The organism is Pseudomonadaceae bacterium SI-3 (genome assembly GCA_004010935.1).
Lineage (GTDB): Bacteria > Pseudomonadota > Gammaproteobacteria > Pseudomonadales > Pseudomonadaceae > Stutzerimonas.
The window spans coordinates 3,118,555-3,134,233 of record CP026511.1 but is presented as its reverse complement, the minus strand read 5'-3'; the positions used below and the strand labels follow the sequence as shown (position 1 = coordinate 3,134,233).

Annotated in this window: 18 protein-coding genes and 2 tRNA genes; 10 read left to right on the top strand and 10 right to left on the bottom strand. The window is 59.4% G+C overall.

Annotated features, from left to right (window positions below):
* Nucleotides 1-2: 2 nt before the first annotated feature.
* Nucleotides 3-1,409, top strand: a complete 1,407-nt coding sequence (locus C1896_14670; protein AZZ46029.1) for a sigma-54-dependent Fis family transcriptional regulator — start codon at nt 3-5, stop codon at nt 1,407-1,409.
* 67 nt (nt 1,410-1,476) lie between these two features.
* Entirely contained in the window at nt 1,477-2,139 is a 663-nt protein-coding gene (locus C1896_14665) for a thiopurine S-methyltransferase (GenBank protein AZZ46028.1), read from the top strand.
* A 110-nt stretch (nt 2,140-2,249) separates the two neighbouring features.
* Here C1896_14665 and C1896_14660 read toward each other — a convergent pair whose 3' ends face one another.
* From C1896_14660 to C1896_14645, 4 genes are all read right to left on the bottom strand, one after another.
* On the bottom strand, nt 2,250-2,894 hold the full coding sequence (locus C1896_14660; GenBank protein AZZ46027.1) for a DUF2959 domain-containing protein: 645 nt from the start codon (nt 2,892-2,894) through the stop codon (nt 2,250-2,252).
* 121 nt (nt 2,895-3,015) lie between these two features.
* Nucleotides 3,016-3,888 (bottom strand): protease HtpX, encoded by an 873-nt coding sequence (locus C1896_14655; protein AZZ46026.1) that lies wholly within the window; start codon nt 3,886-3,888, stop codon nt 3,016-3,018.
* 114 nt (nt 3,889-4,002) lie between these two features.
* Nucleotides 4,003-4,446 (bottom strand): hypothetical protein, encoded by a 444-nt coding sequence (locus tag C1896_14650; protein AZZ46025.1) that lies wholly within the window; start codon nt 4,444-4,446, stop codon nt 4,003-4,005.
* A gap of 6 nt (nt 4,447-4,452) precedes the next feature.
* On the bottom strand, nt 4,453-5,664 hold the full coding sequence (locus C1896_14645; GenBank protein ID AZZ46024.1) for a pyridoxal phosphate-dependent aminotransferase: 1,212 nt from the start codon (nt 5,662-5,664) through the stop codon (nt 4,453-4,455).
* 191 nt (nt 5,665-5,855) lie between these two features.
* On the opposite strand from C1896_14645, the gene msrB reads away from it, so the two are divergent.
* The 3 genes from msrB to C1896_14630 all read left to right on the top strand — a co-directional run bounded on the left by msrB (nt 5,856) and on the right by C1896_14630 (nt 7,713).
* On the top strand, nt 5,856-6,254 hold the full coding sequence (msrB, locus tag C1896_14640; GenBank protein ID AZZ46023.1) for a peptide-methionine (R)-S-oxide reductase: 399 nt from the start codon (nt 5,856-5,858) through the stop codon (nt 6,252-6,254).
* A gap of 32 nt (nt 6,255-6,286) precedes the next feature.
* Nucleotides 6,287-6,769, top strand: coding sequence for a glutathione peroxidase (locus C1896_14635; GenBank protein AZZ46022.1), 483 nt, complete (start codon nt 6,287-6,289; stop codon nt 6,767-6,769).
* A gap of 65 nt (nt 6,770-6,834) precedes the next feature.
* Nucleotides 6,835-7,713, top strand: a complete 879-nt coding sequence (locus tag C1896_14630) for an AAA family ATPase (GenBank protein ID AZZ46021.1) — start codon at nt 6,835-6,837, stop codon at nt 7,711-7,713.
* Nucleotides 7,714-7,885: 172 nt separating this feature from the next.
* On the opposite strand, the gene C1896_14625 is transcribed toward C1896_14630, so the two are convergent.
* Together C1896_14625 and C1896_14620 are read right to left on the bottom strand one after the other, a co-directional pair.
* Entirely contained in the window at nt 7,886-8,569 is a 684-nt protein-coding gene (locus C1896_14625; protein ID AZZ46020.1) for a glutathione S-transferase family protein, read from the bottom strand.
* A gap of 93 nt (nt 8,570-8,662) precedes the next feature.
* On the bottom strand, nt 8,663-9,418 hold the full coding sequence (locus C1896_14620; GenBank protein ID AZZ47685.1) for a hypothetical protein: 756 nt from the start codon (nt 9,416-9,418) through the stop codon (nt 8,663-8,665).
* A 225-nt stretch (nt 9,419-9,643) separates the two neighbouring features.
* On the opposite strand from C1896_14620, the gene C1896_14615 reads away from it, so the two are divergent.
* Nucleotides 9,644-9,719, top strand: a tRNA-Glu gene (locus C1896_14615).
* A 6-nt stretch (nt 9,720-9,725) separates the two neighbouring features.
* Nucleotides 9,726-9,801, top strand: a tRNA-Gly gene (locus C1896_14610).
* A 192-nt stretch (nt 9,802-9,993) separates the two neighbouring features.
* Here the strand turns inward: C1896_14610 and C1896_14605 are convergent.
* Nucleotides 9,994-10,284 carry a transcriptional regulator gene (locus tag C1896_14605; GenBank protein AZZ47684.1) on the bottom strand — a complete coding sequence of 97 codons (291 nt, stop codon included), beginning with the start codon at nt 10,282-10,284 and terminating at the stop codon, nt 9,994-9,996.
* Between the two features lie 330 nt (nt 10,285-10,614).
* Between C1896_14605 and C1896_14600 the strand changes: the two genes are divergently transcribed.
* Genes C1896_14600 through C1896_14590 form a run of 3 tightly spaced genes read left to right on the top strand, consistent with a single transcriptional unit; the run spans nt 10,615 to nt 11,685 of the window.
* On the top strand, nt 10,615-11,049 hold the full coding sequence (locus tag C1896_14600; GenBank protein ID AZZ46019.1) for a YeeE/YedE: 435 nt from the start codon (nt 10,615-10,617) through the stop codon (nt 11,047-11,049).
* A gap of 2 nt (nt 11,050-11,051) precedes the next feature.
* Entirely contained in the window at nt 11,052-11,471 is a 420-nt protein-coding gene (locus C1896_14595; GenBank protein AZZ46018.1) for a hypothetical protein, read from the top strand.
* A gap of 13 nt (nt 11,472-11,484) precedes the next feature.
* The gene (locus C1896_14590) at nt 11,485-11,685 is read left to right on the top strand and encodes a DUF2892 domain-containing protein (protein ID AZZ46017.1); all 201 of its coding nucleotides are present in this window, start codon (nt 11,485-11,487) and stop codon (nt 11,683-11,685) included.
* An 84-nt stretch (nt 11,686-11,769) separates the two neighbouring features.
* Here the strand turns inward: C1896_14590 and C1896_14585 are convergent, their stop codons facing one another.
* From C1896_14585 to C1896_14575, 3 genes are read right to left on the bottom strand one after another with little or no spacing between them, the layout of a single operon-like run.
* Entirely contained in the window at nt 11,770-12,150 is a 381-nt protein-coding gene (locus C1896_14585) for a sulfurtransferase (protein ID AZZ46016.1), read from the bottom strand.
* A 20-nt stretch (nt 12,151-12,170) separates the two neighbouring features.
* The gene (locus C1896_14580; GenBank protein ID AZZ46015.1) at nt 12,171-13,922 is read right to left on the bottom strand and encodes a sodium-independent anion transporter; all 1,752 of its coding nucleotides are present in this window, start codon (nt 13,920-13,922) and stop codon (nt 12,171-12,173) included.
* Nucleotides 13,919-15,670 (bottom strand): TIGR01244 family phosphatase, encoded by a 1,752-nt coding sequence (locus tag C1896_14575; GenBank protein AZZ46014.1) that lies wholly within the window; start codon nt 15,668-15,670, stop codon nt 13,919-13,921. The genes C1896_14580 and C1896_14575 overlap by 4 nt, the downstream gene beginning before the upstream one ends.
* Nucleotides 15,671-15,679: the final 9 nt, after the last annotated feature.

Genomic DNA, 15,679 nt, shown 5'->3' with positions numbered 1-15,679 from the left:
CTATGGGCGTTAAAGTTCTACTGGTCGAAGATGATCGTGCTTTGCGCGAAGCGCTGGGCGATACCCTCGAACTGGGCGGCTATGCCTACCGCGCGGTGGATTGCGCTGAGGCCGCGTTGCATGCGCTTGATCAGGAGAGTTTCGGCCTGCTGGTCAGTGATGTAAACATGCCTGGCATAGACGGCCATGCCTTGCAGGCAATTGTGCGCGAACGGTATCCGCAAACGCCTGTCTTGTTGATGACTGCCTATGGTGCCGTCGAGCGCGCCGTCGAGGCCATGCGCCTAGGGGCTGTGGATTACCTGGTCAAACCGTTCGAACCCAAGGTGTTGCTCGACCTGGTCGGCCGGCATGCCTTTGGCCAGCTTGGTGCGACCGAAATGCAGGGGCCTGTGGCGGTTGAACCTGCGAGTCGGCAACTGCTGGCGCTGGCGGCACGGGTGGCACAAAGCGATTCGACGGTGCTGGTTTCAGGAGAGTCGGGCACTGGCAAAGAAGTGCTAGCTCGTTTTATTCATCAGCAGTCATCGCGAGCCGACAAGCCGTTCGTGGCCATCAACTGCGCTGCGATTCCAGAAAACATGCTGGAGGCGACGCTCTTCGGTCATGAGAAGGGCGCCTTCACTGGTGCCATCGCGACGCAGCCAGGCAAGTTCGAGTTGGCTGATCACGGTACGCTACTGCTTGACGAGATCTCCGAAATGCCGCTGGCATTACAAGCCAAGTTGCTGCGTGTATTGCAGGAGCGTGAGGTCGAGCGTGTGGGTGGACGCAAGCCGATACCGCTCGACATCCGTATCGTCGCCACGACCAACCGTGATCTGGCTGAGGAGGTTCGCAGCGGGCGCTTCCGTGAAGACCTGTTCTACCGTCTCTCGGTCTTTCCGCTCGCCTGGCCGGCATTGCGCGATCGGCCGGCGGATATCGTGCCGCTGGCCGAGCGGTTGCTGGCCAATCATGCGGCAAAGATGCGTCAGCCAGGCGCGAGACTGACAGCTGAGGCGCGTCAGTGCCTGCTCGGATATTCCTGGCCCGGCAACGTGCGTGAGCTCGACAACGCGATTCAGCGAGCCCTTATCCTGCAGCAGGGCGGATTTATTCGGCCGGATGACCTCTATCTGACAGCTGCTGCCGGCTTCGCCTCGCTGGCGCGTACTGCCGCTAGCGCAATCGTGTCGACGCAATCTGCCCCGGCGACCGTTTCAGTGCCGGCCGAGGTCGCTGGCGCGTTGGGTGAAGACCTGCGCCGTCGTGAGTTCGAACTCATTCTCGAGACCCTGCGTGCCGAGCGCGGGCGCCGTAAGGAGACGGCTGACCGTCTAGGTATCAGTGCACGGACGCTTCGTTACAAACTGGCTCAGATGCGCGATGCCGGTATGGACCCGGAGTCGGCGCTGCGCTCCGGTTGAAGCGGGGTTCCGGACGAAGGTGGCTCTGATAAGCTCCCCGACCAACATCGCTCAAGAGGGTCTCTACATGGACGAAGCGTTCTGGCAGCGTCGCTGGGCACGTAACGAAATCGGCTTCCATCTAAACGAGGTCAACCCCTACCTGCGCCGCCATTGGCCCAGCTTGAAGTTAGCGCAAGGGACTCGTGTCCTGGTGCCGTTGTGTGGGAAAAGTCTCGACATGGCCTGGCTCGCCGATCAGGGTTTTGCGGTGTTGGGCGTAGAGCTGAGCGAGCGCGCAGCCGAGGATTTTTTCTCCGAGCACGGGCTAGTCCCGAACGTCAGCATCCAGGGTGAGTTCAAGGTTTACCGGGCAGGTATGGTGGAAATCCGCTGTGGCGATTTCTTCGCCATGACACCGGCTGATGTGGCCGACTGCCAGGCGCTATACGACCGCGCTGCGCTGATCGCATTGCCCGCCGACATGCGTCAGCGTTACGTCAACCATCTAGTCAGCATCCTTGCGCCAAACTGTCAGGGGCTGCTGATCACATTGGATTACCAGCAGGAGCAGATGTCCGGCCCGCCATTCGCTGTGAGTGATGCTGAAGTTCGAATGTCTTTGAGCGCGCACTGGAAAGTCGATCTGCTGGAGCGCGCCAACGTGTTGAACGAAAGCAATTGGAGATTTCTTCAGCGTGGCCTCACTCGCCTAGAAGAAAGCTGCTACCGACTCGGTGAACTCTCCTAGCGCGCATCGACTGTCGTGCTGATAGCTGTTGAGATGACGGGCGCGCCGCGGTGTGCCCGTTGTGGTTTTCGCCCGACCATTTCGCCACCAGCGTTAGCCGGTTATCTCGGTTATTGGTTGCGCTGGAGTTGACGGATAAACACGTCGGCTTCGTCTATGGCCCGTTGCATTTCAGCGAGGAGCTGATCGACATTCCCTTCCAGCGTGCGGTATTCGCCCTGCAAGGCGCCGATCGCGCGTGCGTTGAGGTTGTGCTTGAGAAACAGTACCTGGTCGCGCAATACGTCTAGCACCGGATCGATACGCTTTTCCGCTGCCTTCATGCGTTGCAGCAGCACACGATAATCTTTCTGGGTGCGTTCCAGATTTCGTTGACTGGCCGCTTTCAAGCTTGCGTTGCTGTACTCGCCGAGTTCCTGTTTCCATTCCTCGAAAAGCGCCTCGGCGACATCCTCGACGGCTTCGATCCTTTCCCGCACTTCGCGAGCGCTGTTTTCGCTGGCTTCGAACTCATTGTTCAGCGCCTCGTAGCGCTCTTCAAGCTCACCGCCCTTAACCTGAACCACACTGCGATAACGCTCCAAGGCATCCTTGAACTGCTCCTTGGCTTCCTGCTGTGAGTCGCGCGCATCCTCGACGCGGTCAACCAGAATGTCGCGCTTATGCAATCCGACCTTCTCCATTGCCGAGTAATAGGCGCTCTGGCAGCCGGCCAGGGTGAGCAGGGCGATGACGAGTAGAACGAAGCGGCGCATGTTGAGATGTTCCTTTTCTGAAGACGGCGCTTGCTTCGACAGGCATACAGCCACTACGTGCAAATCGCAGACGAAAAAAAAGGGCGGCTTGTGTATGCCGCCCTTGTTTCGGTTCGCTCGCTTAGCCGCGCTGGCGCAAGGCTTCGATACGATCTTCCAGCGTTGGGTGAGTCATCAGCAGGCCGGCCAGGCCGTTGCGCAGGGCACCGTTGATGCTGAAGGCCTTGAGGCTGTCCGGCATGTCGACTGGCACGCCCTGTTCTGCGCGCAGACGCTGCAGGGCGCCGATCATCGCGCTGGTCCCGGCAAGCTGAGCCCCCGCTTCGTCAGCGCGGAACTCACGCTTGCGTGAGAACCACATGACAATGATGCTGGCGAGGATCCCCAGCACAAGTTCGGCGAAGATCGTCGCAACGAAATAGCCGATGCCATGGCCATCTTCGTTCTTCAGGATCGCCTTATCGACGAAGCTGCCGAAGATGCGTGCAAAAAACATGACGAAGGTGTTTACCACGCCCTGGATCAATGCAAGCGTGACCATGTCGCCGTTGGAAACGTGGCCAATCTCGTGGGCCAGTACGGCCCTGACTTCGTCCGGGGAAAAGCGCTCGAGCAACCCTTGGCTGACTGCGACAAGCGCATCGTTCTTGTTCCAGCCGGTGGCGAAGGCGTTGGCTTCATAAGCAGGGAAGATACCCACTTCTGGCATCTTGATGCCGGCATCACGGGCCAGCTGCTCGACGGTTTGTAACAACCACTGTTCGTGACGCGTGCGCGGCTGGGTGATGATCTCTGTACGGGTACTCATTTTCGCCATCCATTTGGAGATGAACAGCGAAATCAGTGCACCAGCGAAACCAAAGACGGCGCAGAAAGCCAGCAGGCTGCCGTAGTTCTGACCCGTGTAGCGATCTACCCCAAGCAACTTGAGGGTGATGCTAGCGACGACCAGCACAGCCAGGTTGGTGGCCAGAAACAAGAAAATGCGCATCATGTTGCGGCAGACTCCAAGAGGAACAGTAAAGAACGATAGGCTATATAAGGGGCGGCCCGGCTCGATTCAACCGAGCGACTATTTCAAGCTATGTCGCCTGCCGCCCGGCTGGGCTTAGCTGCGCTCAGGCAGTGAGCTGTCGAACAGCTGGCGCGTCAGTTGTGCCAGCCGCTCGCTGTCCGCTTCACGCAACGCTTCGCGTAGCTGATGCGCCAGGCTGGACTGGACCCGACGGACACTCGGCGGCAGTGAGTCGAGACCGGCAAAGGCATCGCGGATGGTGGCAGTCAGTCGCAGGAATGCCTTCTCGGTGAGAACAGCCTGGTCGAGCGCCTGAAAATGAATGGTGCTCTCGAAGCGCAGATAGCCCTCCTCGGCGAGCCATATCAGCGCGCCGAGGCAGCCTTGGTGGCGCTTGCTGGGCAAGCCGAACTCATCGGGTTCTTCATGGCCGATGATGTCCTCGACGTACAGCGCGACTTTCCGCGGAAAGGCCTGATAGAGCGTCAGCAGGCCGGCCGCGGCGTCCCGGTAGAAGTCATCGATTTGCAGATCCATCCAACACTACTGGCTGTAGGTCTTGAGGAAGTTCCCGATTCGGCCAATAGCCTGCTCAAGGTCGTCCACGCGGGGCAGGGTGACCACGCGGAAGTGATCCGGCCACGGCCAATTGAAGGCCGTACCCTGAACAATCAGTAGCTTCTCTGATAACAGCAGGTCGAGGACGAATTTCTCGTCGTTGTGGATTGGGCAGATTTTCGGATCGATCCGTGGGAACGCATAAAGCGCACCCATCGGCTTGACGCAGCTGACGCCGGGAATGTCGTTGAGTAGTTCCCAGGTCCGGTTACGCTGCTCAAGCAGGCGGCCTGGTGGTAACACCAGATCGTTGATGCTCTGGTAGCCGCCCAAGGCGGTCTGGATGGCGTGCTGAGACGGCACGTTGGCACATAGGCGCATGTTGGCCAGGATGTCGATGCCTTCGATGTAGCTCTGCGCTTTGTGCTTGGGACCGGAGATCGCTACCCAGCCGGAGCGGAAGCCAGCAACGCGGTAGGACTTCGATAGCCCGTTGAAGGTTAGACACAGTACGTCAGGCGCAAGCGATGCGGTGCAGATGTGCACTGCCTCGTCATACAAAATCTTGTCGTAGATCTCGTCGGAGAAAAGCACCAGCTTGTGCTGACGGGCCAGCTCGACCATGCCTGCCAAAATTTCGCGTGGGTATACCGCACCGGTCGGGTTGTTCGGGTTGATCAGCACCAGCGCTTTGGTGTTGGGCGTGATTTTGGCTTTGATATCGGCCAGGTCCGGCCACCAGTTAGCCTGCTCGTCGCAAAGGTAATGCACCGGTTTGCCGCCCGCCAAGCTGACGGCGGCCGTCCACAGCGGGTAATCGGGGGCCGGGATCAGCACTTCATCGCCGTTGTTGAGCAAGGCCTGCATGGACATCACGATAAGCTCGGACACGCCGTTACCGAGATAGATGTCTTCGATGGTGATGCCTTCTACCTGCTTCTGCTGGTAGTACTGCATGATCGCCTTGCGTGCGCTGAATAGGCCTTTGGAATCGCTGTAGCCCTGCGCGGTGGGCAGATTGCGGATCACGTCCTGAAGGATTTCCTCAGGGGCTTCGAAACCGAATGGCGCCGGATTGCCGATGTTCAGCTTGAGGATGCGATGGCCTTCCTCTTCCAGGCGTTTGGCGTGCTTGAGCACTGGCCCACGGATGTCATAACAGACATTGGCGAGCTTGTTCGATTTGCTGACCTGCATGATCCTTGTGTCCCGAAGTGATGACGCGCCTGCCGTTCTGAAGGGCTGGCTGCGTACGGCGTGAACCCGGGCGCCTTGGCAGTGTGAAACCCCGCTGCCAGACTAGGCGTCTTAAGAGCACCGCATCATACGTGCGGCCTGATCCCCGGAAAAGGTACAGAGGTGCCTTTTTAAGCTCATGAGGTGTACCGATGGATAAGCTTGAGAAACCGCTCGAAACCTGGCGTGAAGAACTTTCCGACGAGCAATTCCAGGTCTGCCGTCTGGGTGCGACCGAGCGACCGTTCACCGGCAAGTACAACGACACCAAGGCGCCCGGCATCTACCACTGCGCCTGCTGTGATGCACCGCTGTTCGATTCTGACGCCAAGTTCGATTCAGGCTGTGGCTGGCCGAGCTACTTTCAGCCGGTTAGCGATACAGCCATTGCCAGCATTGACGACTTCAGCCACGGCATGCATCGCATTGAGGTCAAGTGCGCTCGCTGTGATGCCCATTTGGGGCATGTATTCCCGGATGGCCCGGCACCGACCGGGCTGCGCTACTGCATCAATTCAGCGTCTCTCAATCACAAGCCGCGCGACGCGTAAAGGCGCTTCGCAACGCTTCAATGGAGCACCCCATGAACGATGCGCTCTTGGATATTCCCTGCGTCACGATCGATGGCCAACAGAAGACCTTGTCTGATTTTGGCGCCAAGGCTCTGCTGGTGGTTAATACGGCCAGTCAATGTGGCTTCACGTCCCAATACAAGGGGCTGGAAGCGCTCTGGAAGCGCTATCGCGAGCAGGGGCTGGTGGTGATCGGGTTTCCCTGTGATCAGTTCGGCCATCAGGAGCCGGGGGACGAGGCGCAGATCGCTGCGTTCTGCGAGCGTAACTTCGGCGTCAGCTTTCCGATGTTCGCCAAGATCCGGGTCAACGGAAGTGATGCTCACCCTTTGTTCCTGGAGTTGAAAAAGCGCGCGCCCGGTTTGCTGGGCAGCAAGGCGATCAAGTGGAATTTCACTAAGTTTCTGGTCACCGACGATGGGCGTTCGGTGAGGCGCTTTTCGTCTCGAACCTCGCCGGACGCGCTGACAGCGCATATCGAAGCTTGCCTGTAACCTATATTTCCCGGCCGCCACAGCGCTTTTGTACGTTGCAGCCGTGATCGTTTTGGAGACGTTGAATGGATGCCGAGCTCAAAGCTTTTTTACAGCGTGCTGATGCGCTGATGTCGCGCCTGGAACCCTTGCTTCCTGCGCAGCGTGCGCCGCTGGATTGGGATACGAGCTTGGCCGCGCGTTGGCATCGTGAAGGGCAGGGCGGCTACCTGCAGGCGCTAAATGTGTCGCTCGACATGAAGCTAAACGACTTGATCGGCATTGACCGGCAGTGCGAGCTGTTGTCGCGCAATACCCGTCAGTTCGTTTCAGGGCTGCCGGCGAATCATGTCCTGCTCTGGGGTGCGCGCGGTACCGGAAAATCTTCTTTGATCCGAGCATTGTTGGCTGAATATGCACCGGCGGGCCTGCGCCTTATAGAAATCGAACGCGACCATCTGGCTGATCTGCCGAAACTGGTCGATCAGCTTGCCGGGCAGGCACAACATTTCGTGGTGTTCTGTGATGATCTTTCGTTCGAGGCCGGCGAGGGCGACTATCGGGTCTTGAAAAGCGTGTTGGACGGCTCGCTGGAGCAGGCCCCCGAGAATGTCTTGCTGTATGCCACTTCGAATCGCCGGCACCTTGTGCCTGAGCGTCAGAGCGACAACGAAAACTGGCGGATGGTGGATGGAGAGCTGCATCCAAACGAGGCGGTAGAGGACAAGATCGCGCTGTCGGATCGCTTTGGACTTTGGCTGTCGTTCTACCCGTTCAGCCAGGCGCATTACCTCAACGTGGTGCGGCATTGGATCGGCTCGCTGGCGACACGGGCGGGGCTGAGCTGGAGCTGGGACGACGAGCTGGAAAAGGACGCCATTCGCTGGGCCACAGCTCGCGGCAATCGCAATGGCCGTTGCGCTTATCAGTTTGCTCGGCAGTGGGTGGGGATTCGCCTGCTGTAGGCAAGCGGTTAGGCTGCTGCCGGACCTCCAATTGACCAACGCGTGCGTTATAAACAGGCCATGCCCTGCGGGACACACCTGTTGGTGAGCCTCGGCGCTCTACTGCTCATTTGCGGGAGGCCCGCCTAGGAACCGAAGCTGGTGCTTGGTTCCGGGGCGGCGCGCGTCAGGTTCAGTTCGGCGGTGTTGGCCTTTTGCCCATTTCGATGAGCTTGGCGGTCATACGCTGCTCGCCGGGCAGCACGTTCTCTATCGATGCGCGTGCTTTCAAACGCGAGTAGTGCGCGACCAGGGCCGGCCAGCGACCCGCGTCGACCACCTCGCCGCCGTGTTCCATGTTGATCAGCTGGCACGCAACGGCGATGTCGGCCATCGACAGTTGCTCGCCAATGAAAAAGTCGTTCTCCCCCAGCTGACGCTCAAGGTAGTCGAAGTGCGGTGGCAGCTTCTCGTTCAATGCGGCCTGTACGGTTTCCTCGTTGCAGGGCTTGCCCGAGCTCGGCTTCAGGACGCGGTTGCGGAAAACCCCGAATGTCGTCAGCGGTGCGAGCTCGTAATCGGCATATTTTTCCAGCCAGCGTATCTGCGCTCGATCGGTCGGGTTAGCGCCATACAGCCGAACAGTTTGATCGTAAGCTTCGTCGAGGTATTGGCAGATCACGCTGGAGTCGGCCAGGCAGAGCTCGTCATCCTTCATGGCTGGGATGCGGCCGAGTGGATTGAGTTGCAGATACCATTCGGGCGGCGTGAATGGCATTACGACTTCTAGCCCATAGTCCAGGCCTTTTTCCTGCAGGCAAAGGCGAACCTTGCGAACGAAGGGCGATAGCGGGGCACCGAATACGGTTATGGGCATGACGAGTTCTCCACGGCAGGGCAGGGCAGCAGGCGGACGCCGGAGGATCAATTAACATGGCGCTCGGGCCGTCTCAATTCGTCCGCTCTGTACCTAGTAGATGTTGTTCTTTTTCCAATCGTCTTCGCTTTCGAGGCTCTTCAGACCTTCGGCGAGCTGGCTCGGTTCGTCAAGCTTCGGTTGTTGTTCCGTCTGCTCGAGCTTATTAGCGTGGCTGTAGCTCGCTTCGAGCTTGCTCAATTGGGTTTGATACTCGGCCGGGTTGGGCTGTTTGCGGATGTGCTGGATACCGCGCTCGAAAGCCAGGCGCGCTTTGTGCGCACTACCCTGCTGAAGCGACTGCTGACCGATATTGCTGAAGTATTCGACATGCAGCATCACCATCATCCGCTGGATCTGTTGGATCCAGCGCTTGGCTGCGGTGGTATCCAGCTGGTTCTGCTTGTTGGCCCAGACAATCTGAGCATGCAGGTCTTCCATAAGCAGGCGAATCTCCTTCGCTTGTGCTTCGGTGGTGACCTTGACTGGCGCGTTTGCTACGGGAATGTCTTCGCCTTCGGCAACAGCGCTACGTAGAGCAGCGAGCCGGGGGCCGAGCGTGGCGTTCTTCTTGTCTAGGGGAAGCAGCTGCTCGCCCAGACCCAGCTCCAGACGTGTCAGCAACAGCTTCAGTGCCGGCGTCATCATCTGGCCAGGAAAACTCTCGGAGAGGTTGGCACAGCGGCGCATGCGGTCGCTGAGTTCGGCGCGGACGCGCGCCTTTTCCAAGCCGTTCTTCTCTACGATCTGATTGATGACGCCAATTGCAATCAGGATGAACAGGCCGGCAATGACCAATCCAGTAATCAGAACTGGGGACACGAAACGCACCTCTCTGACCGAGCGATTTTTTCCGAGTGTAGAGCGTTGGCTGGCAAGCTGATAGCTCAACGCTTGCTATACGTTGGGTTCATAAAATATTTCTAGATGGTGCTTGACGACCATGAACGACCTCCATAGAATGCGCGCCACTTGCAGCGTGAAGCCTTAAAGCGAAACGTTGAAAGCCGGATAAAGCAGTAGCTTCCGGGCAGCGTCCCCTTCGTCTAGTGGCCTAGGACACCGCCCTTTCACGGCGGTAACAGGGGTTCGAGTCCCCTAGGGGACGCCATTATTTGCGGGAATAGCTCAGTTGGTAGAGCACGACCTTGCCAAGGTCGGGGTCGCGAGTTCGAGTCTCGTTTCCCGCTCCAAATTTGCTCCGATTCTTTTTGAAAGATATCGAAGCGCTAAGAAAGCGACCCTAAAGGGTCGCTTTTTTCGTTTCTGGACACTCGTTTATCCGCTTGCCGCTGCGGATATCTGGATGGTCCGGGTAGTCGCCTTCTGACGTTTCTTCGAAGGTTATGGCTATCTCACAGACGCCACTGCGCGCACCTTTTTGTTCAGGTGTACTTGGTAAAAATGCTGCGCACGCGCGCCAGCGTCTCGCCTGTGTCCTGAGCCTGATCGTGCATAGCCTCTTCAATCAGGCAAGTCAGCATCAGCCGATAGGCCTTGTCCAATGCGCTGCGAGCGGCGGAAAACTGCTGGGCTATCGATTCGCAGTCCTCGCCGCGTTTGATCATGGCCTGGATGCCCCGCACCTGCCCTTCAACCCTCGCCAGCCGTTTCAGCATGGCCTGCTGTTGATCCTGTAACTGTACGGATTCGGTGGGAGTTGTCTGATCATTCATGCTGATACCTGGCGTCACGAAAAGGGCGTCTGCTGACATGCTCGGTCGCCGGGATCGGTCAGCCTGGCATACCGGTAGGGGCATGCTATCGATGCCACCGCTTACGGCCAACTTCTTTTAGTCTATGGGGCATAACAATATATTGAAAAATATATTGTTATGCGATTAACTATGTTCATTGATGGGGACCAGGCTGGATAAGCCTGTGACGCTGTTGCGAACACTCCTCGGCATCGGGCGTCAGGGCGAACAGGCCCGTCGGAGAGGCGGGCTTCGGTGGTGTCGGCCATGACATCTCCCATTGCCACTTGTTTCGGAAATGGACCAGCTATGACGATCGATTGGGGCAACTTCACTCCTTGGACCGCGCTGTCCGGCGGCGTGCTGATTGGTGCGGCGGCCGGGCTGTTCGTTCTGCTCAATGGCCGTATCGCCGGTATCAGCGGTCTGCTCGCCAGCCTGCTGGAGCGCGATGCTGAGGGGCGGGGGGAAAAGTTGGTGTTCATTCTTGGCGTGTTGCTGGCGCCGTTGTTGTGGGTGTCGTTTACCCCCTTACCAGCCTTGGAGTTTCAGTCGGGTTGGCTTGGGCTAGGAGTGGCTGGGTTGCTGGTCGGCATCGGTACTCGTTATGGCTCCGGTTGCACCAGTGGCCATGGAGTGTGCGGCATCTCCCGGCTGTCCCCGCGCTCGATCGTGGCGACCCTGACCTTCATGGCTGCCGGTTTCGCTACCGTGTTTGTCCTTCGTCATCTTCTCCGGGGCTGACTATGCGTAAGCTGACCTCGTTTGCCGCCGGGCTGCTATTCGGGCTGGGGTTGCTGCTGTCGGGCATGGCCAACCCAGCCAAGGTGATTGGCTTTCTTGATCTGTTCGGCGCCTGGGATCCGTCGCTGGCGATGGTCATGGTCGGAGCGATCGGGACGGCGCTGGTGCCCTTCAGCCTGGCCAAGGCGCGCCAGCGCTCGTTGCTTGACGCCCCGATGCAATTGCCCAGCAAACGCGAGCTTGATGGTCGTTTGGTCGGCGGTAGTTTGCTGTTCGGTGTGGGCTGGGGCATCGCCGGTATTTGTCCGGGCCCGGCGATCGCCGTGTTGCTCAGCGGTCACTGGCAGGTGCTCTTGTTTGTCCTTGCCATGCTCGGCGGGATGTTGCTGTTCTCCGCGCTGGAACGCCGGCGCGCTTGCTGACCTGGAGGTCATTATGAAAGCCAACATCGGAACCATCGACCGCACACTGCGGATCGTCATCGGCCTTGCGCTAATCGGCCTTACTCTAGCTGGCATGATTGGCGTCTGGGGCTGGATTGGTCTGCTGCCCCTAGCCACCGGCCTTTTCCGCTTTTGCCCGGCCTATACGCTGCTCGGAATCAAGACTTGCAAGGCGTGCAGTACCAAGCCCTGACCAGGATGCGGAGGCAGGCTTGTCCAGCAGAAGACCGACGTTGACGTCGGTTTTCTGCTTTATGGACATACTGATTTTGCGAGGTTACTCAAAGCTCGGCAGGCTCGGTTTCGCTACCGGCTTGCCGGCTTCGGTCCAAGCATCGAAACCGCCGGCGATCGATTTCACGTGTAGATAGCCCATGTCTTGCAGCGATGCAGCTGACAGCGCTGCGCGGCCACTGGTCTTGCAGTAGAGCACGATGTTCATGTCTCGTGCGCCCAGCTCGGGTGTACCGCTTAGCTTGAATTCCAACAGGCCACGCGGAATGTTTGTGGCGCCATTGATATGGCCTTCGCGAAACTCATCGGCTTCGCGTACATCGATCACAATATCCGCCGCCTGGATTGCCGCTTCGGCATCGCCAAGGAGTATTTCCTGGATACGGGTCCGGGCCTGTTCGACGAGGTCGTGTGCATTTTTCATCTACGGTCTCCCATGCTGGTTCAGTTGCAACGTTGCCGTTCAAGGGCGTGTCGAGTGGTCTGCGAATCCAGGGCGAGCAGCGCTTCGTACTGGCTGATGAACACCTGCCCGCCGAAGTGTTCGAGGAAATCGGTGCGGCGCAGCCGGTCCATCACGGGCCCCTTTACTTCGGAGAGGTGAAGCTGGACGCCAGCAGTGTGAAGACGTGCGGAGATGGCTTCGAGGCTTTCCAGTGCGCTGGCATCTATCAGATTGACCCCGGGACACATCAGCACGAGATGCTCGGCGTGCGGGTATTGGCCCAACAGCTCGGCAATGCGGTCCTCGAGAAACCGCGCGTTGGGAAAATAGAGGCTTTCATCGACCCGCACCGAAAGCACCCTGGGGCTCTGTACCACGGCGAAACGCTCGATGTTGCGAAAGTGCTCGCTGCCGGGGAGCTGTCCTACGACCGCAATATGCGGTTGGCTGGTTCTCCAGAGAAACAGCAGCAATGATAGGCCCACGCCCATGATGATGCCGGTCTCGACGCCGATCAGCAGTACGCCGAGCATGGTGGCAGCCATGGCGGCCGCATCCTGGCGGGAGTAACGCCAAGTGCGGGTGAGCGCGGTGAGATCCACCAGGCTGAGTACGGCCACGATGATGGTGGCGGCCAACACAGCATGTGGCAGGTTGTGAAACAGCGGTGTGAAGAACAATACCGTCACGCCGATGCCGAATGCTGTTAGCGCACCAGCCAGTGGCGTCTGTGCACCGGCATCGAAGTTAACCACCGAGCGGGCGAAACCGCCGGTGACCGGAAAACCTCCGCTCAGCGCCGCGGCTATATTGGCACCACCCAGGGCGACTAGCTCCTGATTGGGTTCGATGCGTTCGCGGCGTTTGGCGGCCAGGGTTTGTGCCACTGAGACCGACTCGACGAAGCCAACCAGACTGATCAGCACTGCCGCAGGCAGAAGCTGAGCAATAAGGGCCAGGTCTAGCGGTGGCAGGCTCAATGATGGAAGCCCCTGGGGCACTTCGCCGACCACCCGAACCCCTGCAGCGGCGAGGTGAAAGCCGCTGACCGCCGCTATCGCCAGGAGCAGGGCAACGACCGGCCCGATTTTGGTCAGCGTGCCAGCGGTGCGGGCGTCCATGCCCAGCCGTTGCAGCCAGCGGCCCAGGCGGCTACGCACTAAAAACAGGAAAACCAGACTGCTGGTGCCGATGGCGAGTGTGGGCAGGTGCGTTTCTGGCAGGCCTTGGATCAATCCTCGTAGCAGCTGCAGCGCGTTGTCACCAGTGACTGGGATGCCGAGAATGTGCTTGAACTGACCGAGGGCAATCAGTATGCCCGAGGCGCTGATGAAGCCGGAGATCACCGGATGGCTAAGGAAATTGGCGAGGAAACCCAGCCGTAGAACCGCCATGGCCAGCAGGGTCGCGCCGGACATCAGTGCCAGCAGCAGTGCTGCGCCTGCATACGCGGCGCTGCCGGAAGCGAACAAAGGGCCGAGGGCGGCAGCCGTCATCAGCGATACCACGGCGACGGGGCCGACCGCCAAAGTGCGGCTGGTGCCGAAAAGCGTGTATGCGATCAGTGGCAGGATACTGGCGTACAGGCCTGCCACCGGTGGCAGGCCTGCAAGCATCGCGTAGGCCAGGCTCTGCGGGATCAGCATTAGCGTTACGATCAGCGCGGCCAGGCTGTCCTTGGCCGCATCGGCCTTGTCATACTGTTTCCCCCATTCCAGACACGGTAGGTGGCGGGCGAGCCGCTGCATCATCCTTTCTTCTCCTGAGTAAAATCACAGGCGTTGAGCGCCTCGGCTGGCCGTGGCTCGAAGTCCAGATGTTTCGGCTCGGCCAGCCACTCATGGCCCTTGAGCATCATGTCGAAGTAGATCGACGGCATCCACCGTGTTTTCAGTTTCCAGGCCAGACGCCGGGGCACCCTGGGGTCAAGGGGGAAAGTCGGCAACAGTTTGCCGCCGTATCCAAACTCGGCGAGGATCACTTTGCCAAACTCGACAGTTAGTGGGCAGGAGCCATAGCCGTCATAGATGGCTTGCGGTCCCTTGCCGCTGAGCACGCTCAGTACGTTCTCCGCCACAACCGGTGCTTGCTTGCGCACTGCTGCAGCAGTCTTCGCGTTTGGTGCAGAGCACACGTCACCGAGACTGAAGATATTGCCGAAGCGGGGGTGGCGAAGGGTTTCATGCTCGGCTTCGAACCAGCCATCGGCGTTGCTCAGTGGGCTTCGGCGAATGAAATCGGGTGCATGCTGCGGCGGCACGACGTGCAGCAGATCGAACTCGCGTTCGACCGTGCTGCTCTGGCCGGTTCCGTCAGACACCTTGAACCAGGCTTTACGCGCCGGGCCGTCTACTGCGATCAGGTTGTTATTGAAGTTGAGTGTGGCGCCGTAACGTTCCACGTAGCGCATCAGGTCAGGCACGAACTCGGCGACGCCGAACAGCACCGCCCCAGCTGAGCAGAAGTCCACCTGTATGTCCTTCAGCACGCTTCCCTTGAGCCAGTGGTCGCAGGATAGGTACATGGCCTTCTGCGGTGCACCGGCACACTTGATGGGCATGGGCGGCTGGGTGAACAGGGCTTTGCCATGGCGCAGATGCTGTACCAGTTGCCAGGTGTAAGGCGCCAGCTCGAAGGCGTAATTGGACGTCACGCCGAATTTTCCGAGACTGTCACGCACGCCTTCGATAGCGTCCCAGTCGAGGCTCAGGCCCGGACAGACCACCAGCGAGCGGTAACCGATGCGGCTGCCGTCCTCAAGCACCACCTGCTGATGCTCCGGATCGAAGGCCTCGACGGCTGCGCGAATCCACTGTGCCTTTGTCGGGATACAACGGCTCATGGCGCGTTCGGTGTTGGCGCGATCGAACACGCCGGCACCGACGAGCGTCCAGCCCGGCTGATAGTAATGCTGTTCCCGTGGTTCGATGATTGCGATGCGCAGGTCGGGATCGCGCTTGAGCAAACTGGCCGTCACGGCGCAGCCAGCCGCTCCGCCGCCGACTACCAGCACGTCATAACGTGGCGTGGCGGCGAACGTGGGGGTAGGGCTCAGCGGCGGTCCGCCCGCTGCATATTGCCAGTACTGCTCCAGGCGCGGTCGCAGGGCAGTCAAATCGTAATCAGCCTGTCGAGCGGTTTGGATGAGTTGATCAGGGTCCAGATGATGAGCCTCGGCCAACGCCCAGAGAGATGCTGAACGGGTGCCGGTCCGGCAGAACGCCAACACGGGGCCTTTGACCCGCTCCAGAAGCGCGCGAAAGGCTGCGACATCGGTATCGCTGATCTGCCCGGAAACTACCGGAAGGTGGTGGTACTCAAGGCCTGATTGCTCGGCCGCAGCGCGTATAGCATTACTGGACGGCTGGCCTTCGCCCTCGTTGTCCGGACGGTTGTTGATGACGCAGCGAAAGCCGCTTCCCGCCAGCAGGGCCATATCGGCCGGATCCAGCTGGGCGGCCACCGAGATGAAGGGTGTCAGGCGTTTTAAGGTTTGCATATGACGTCC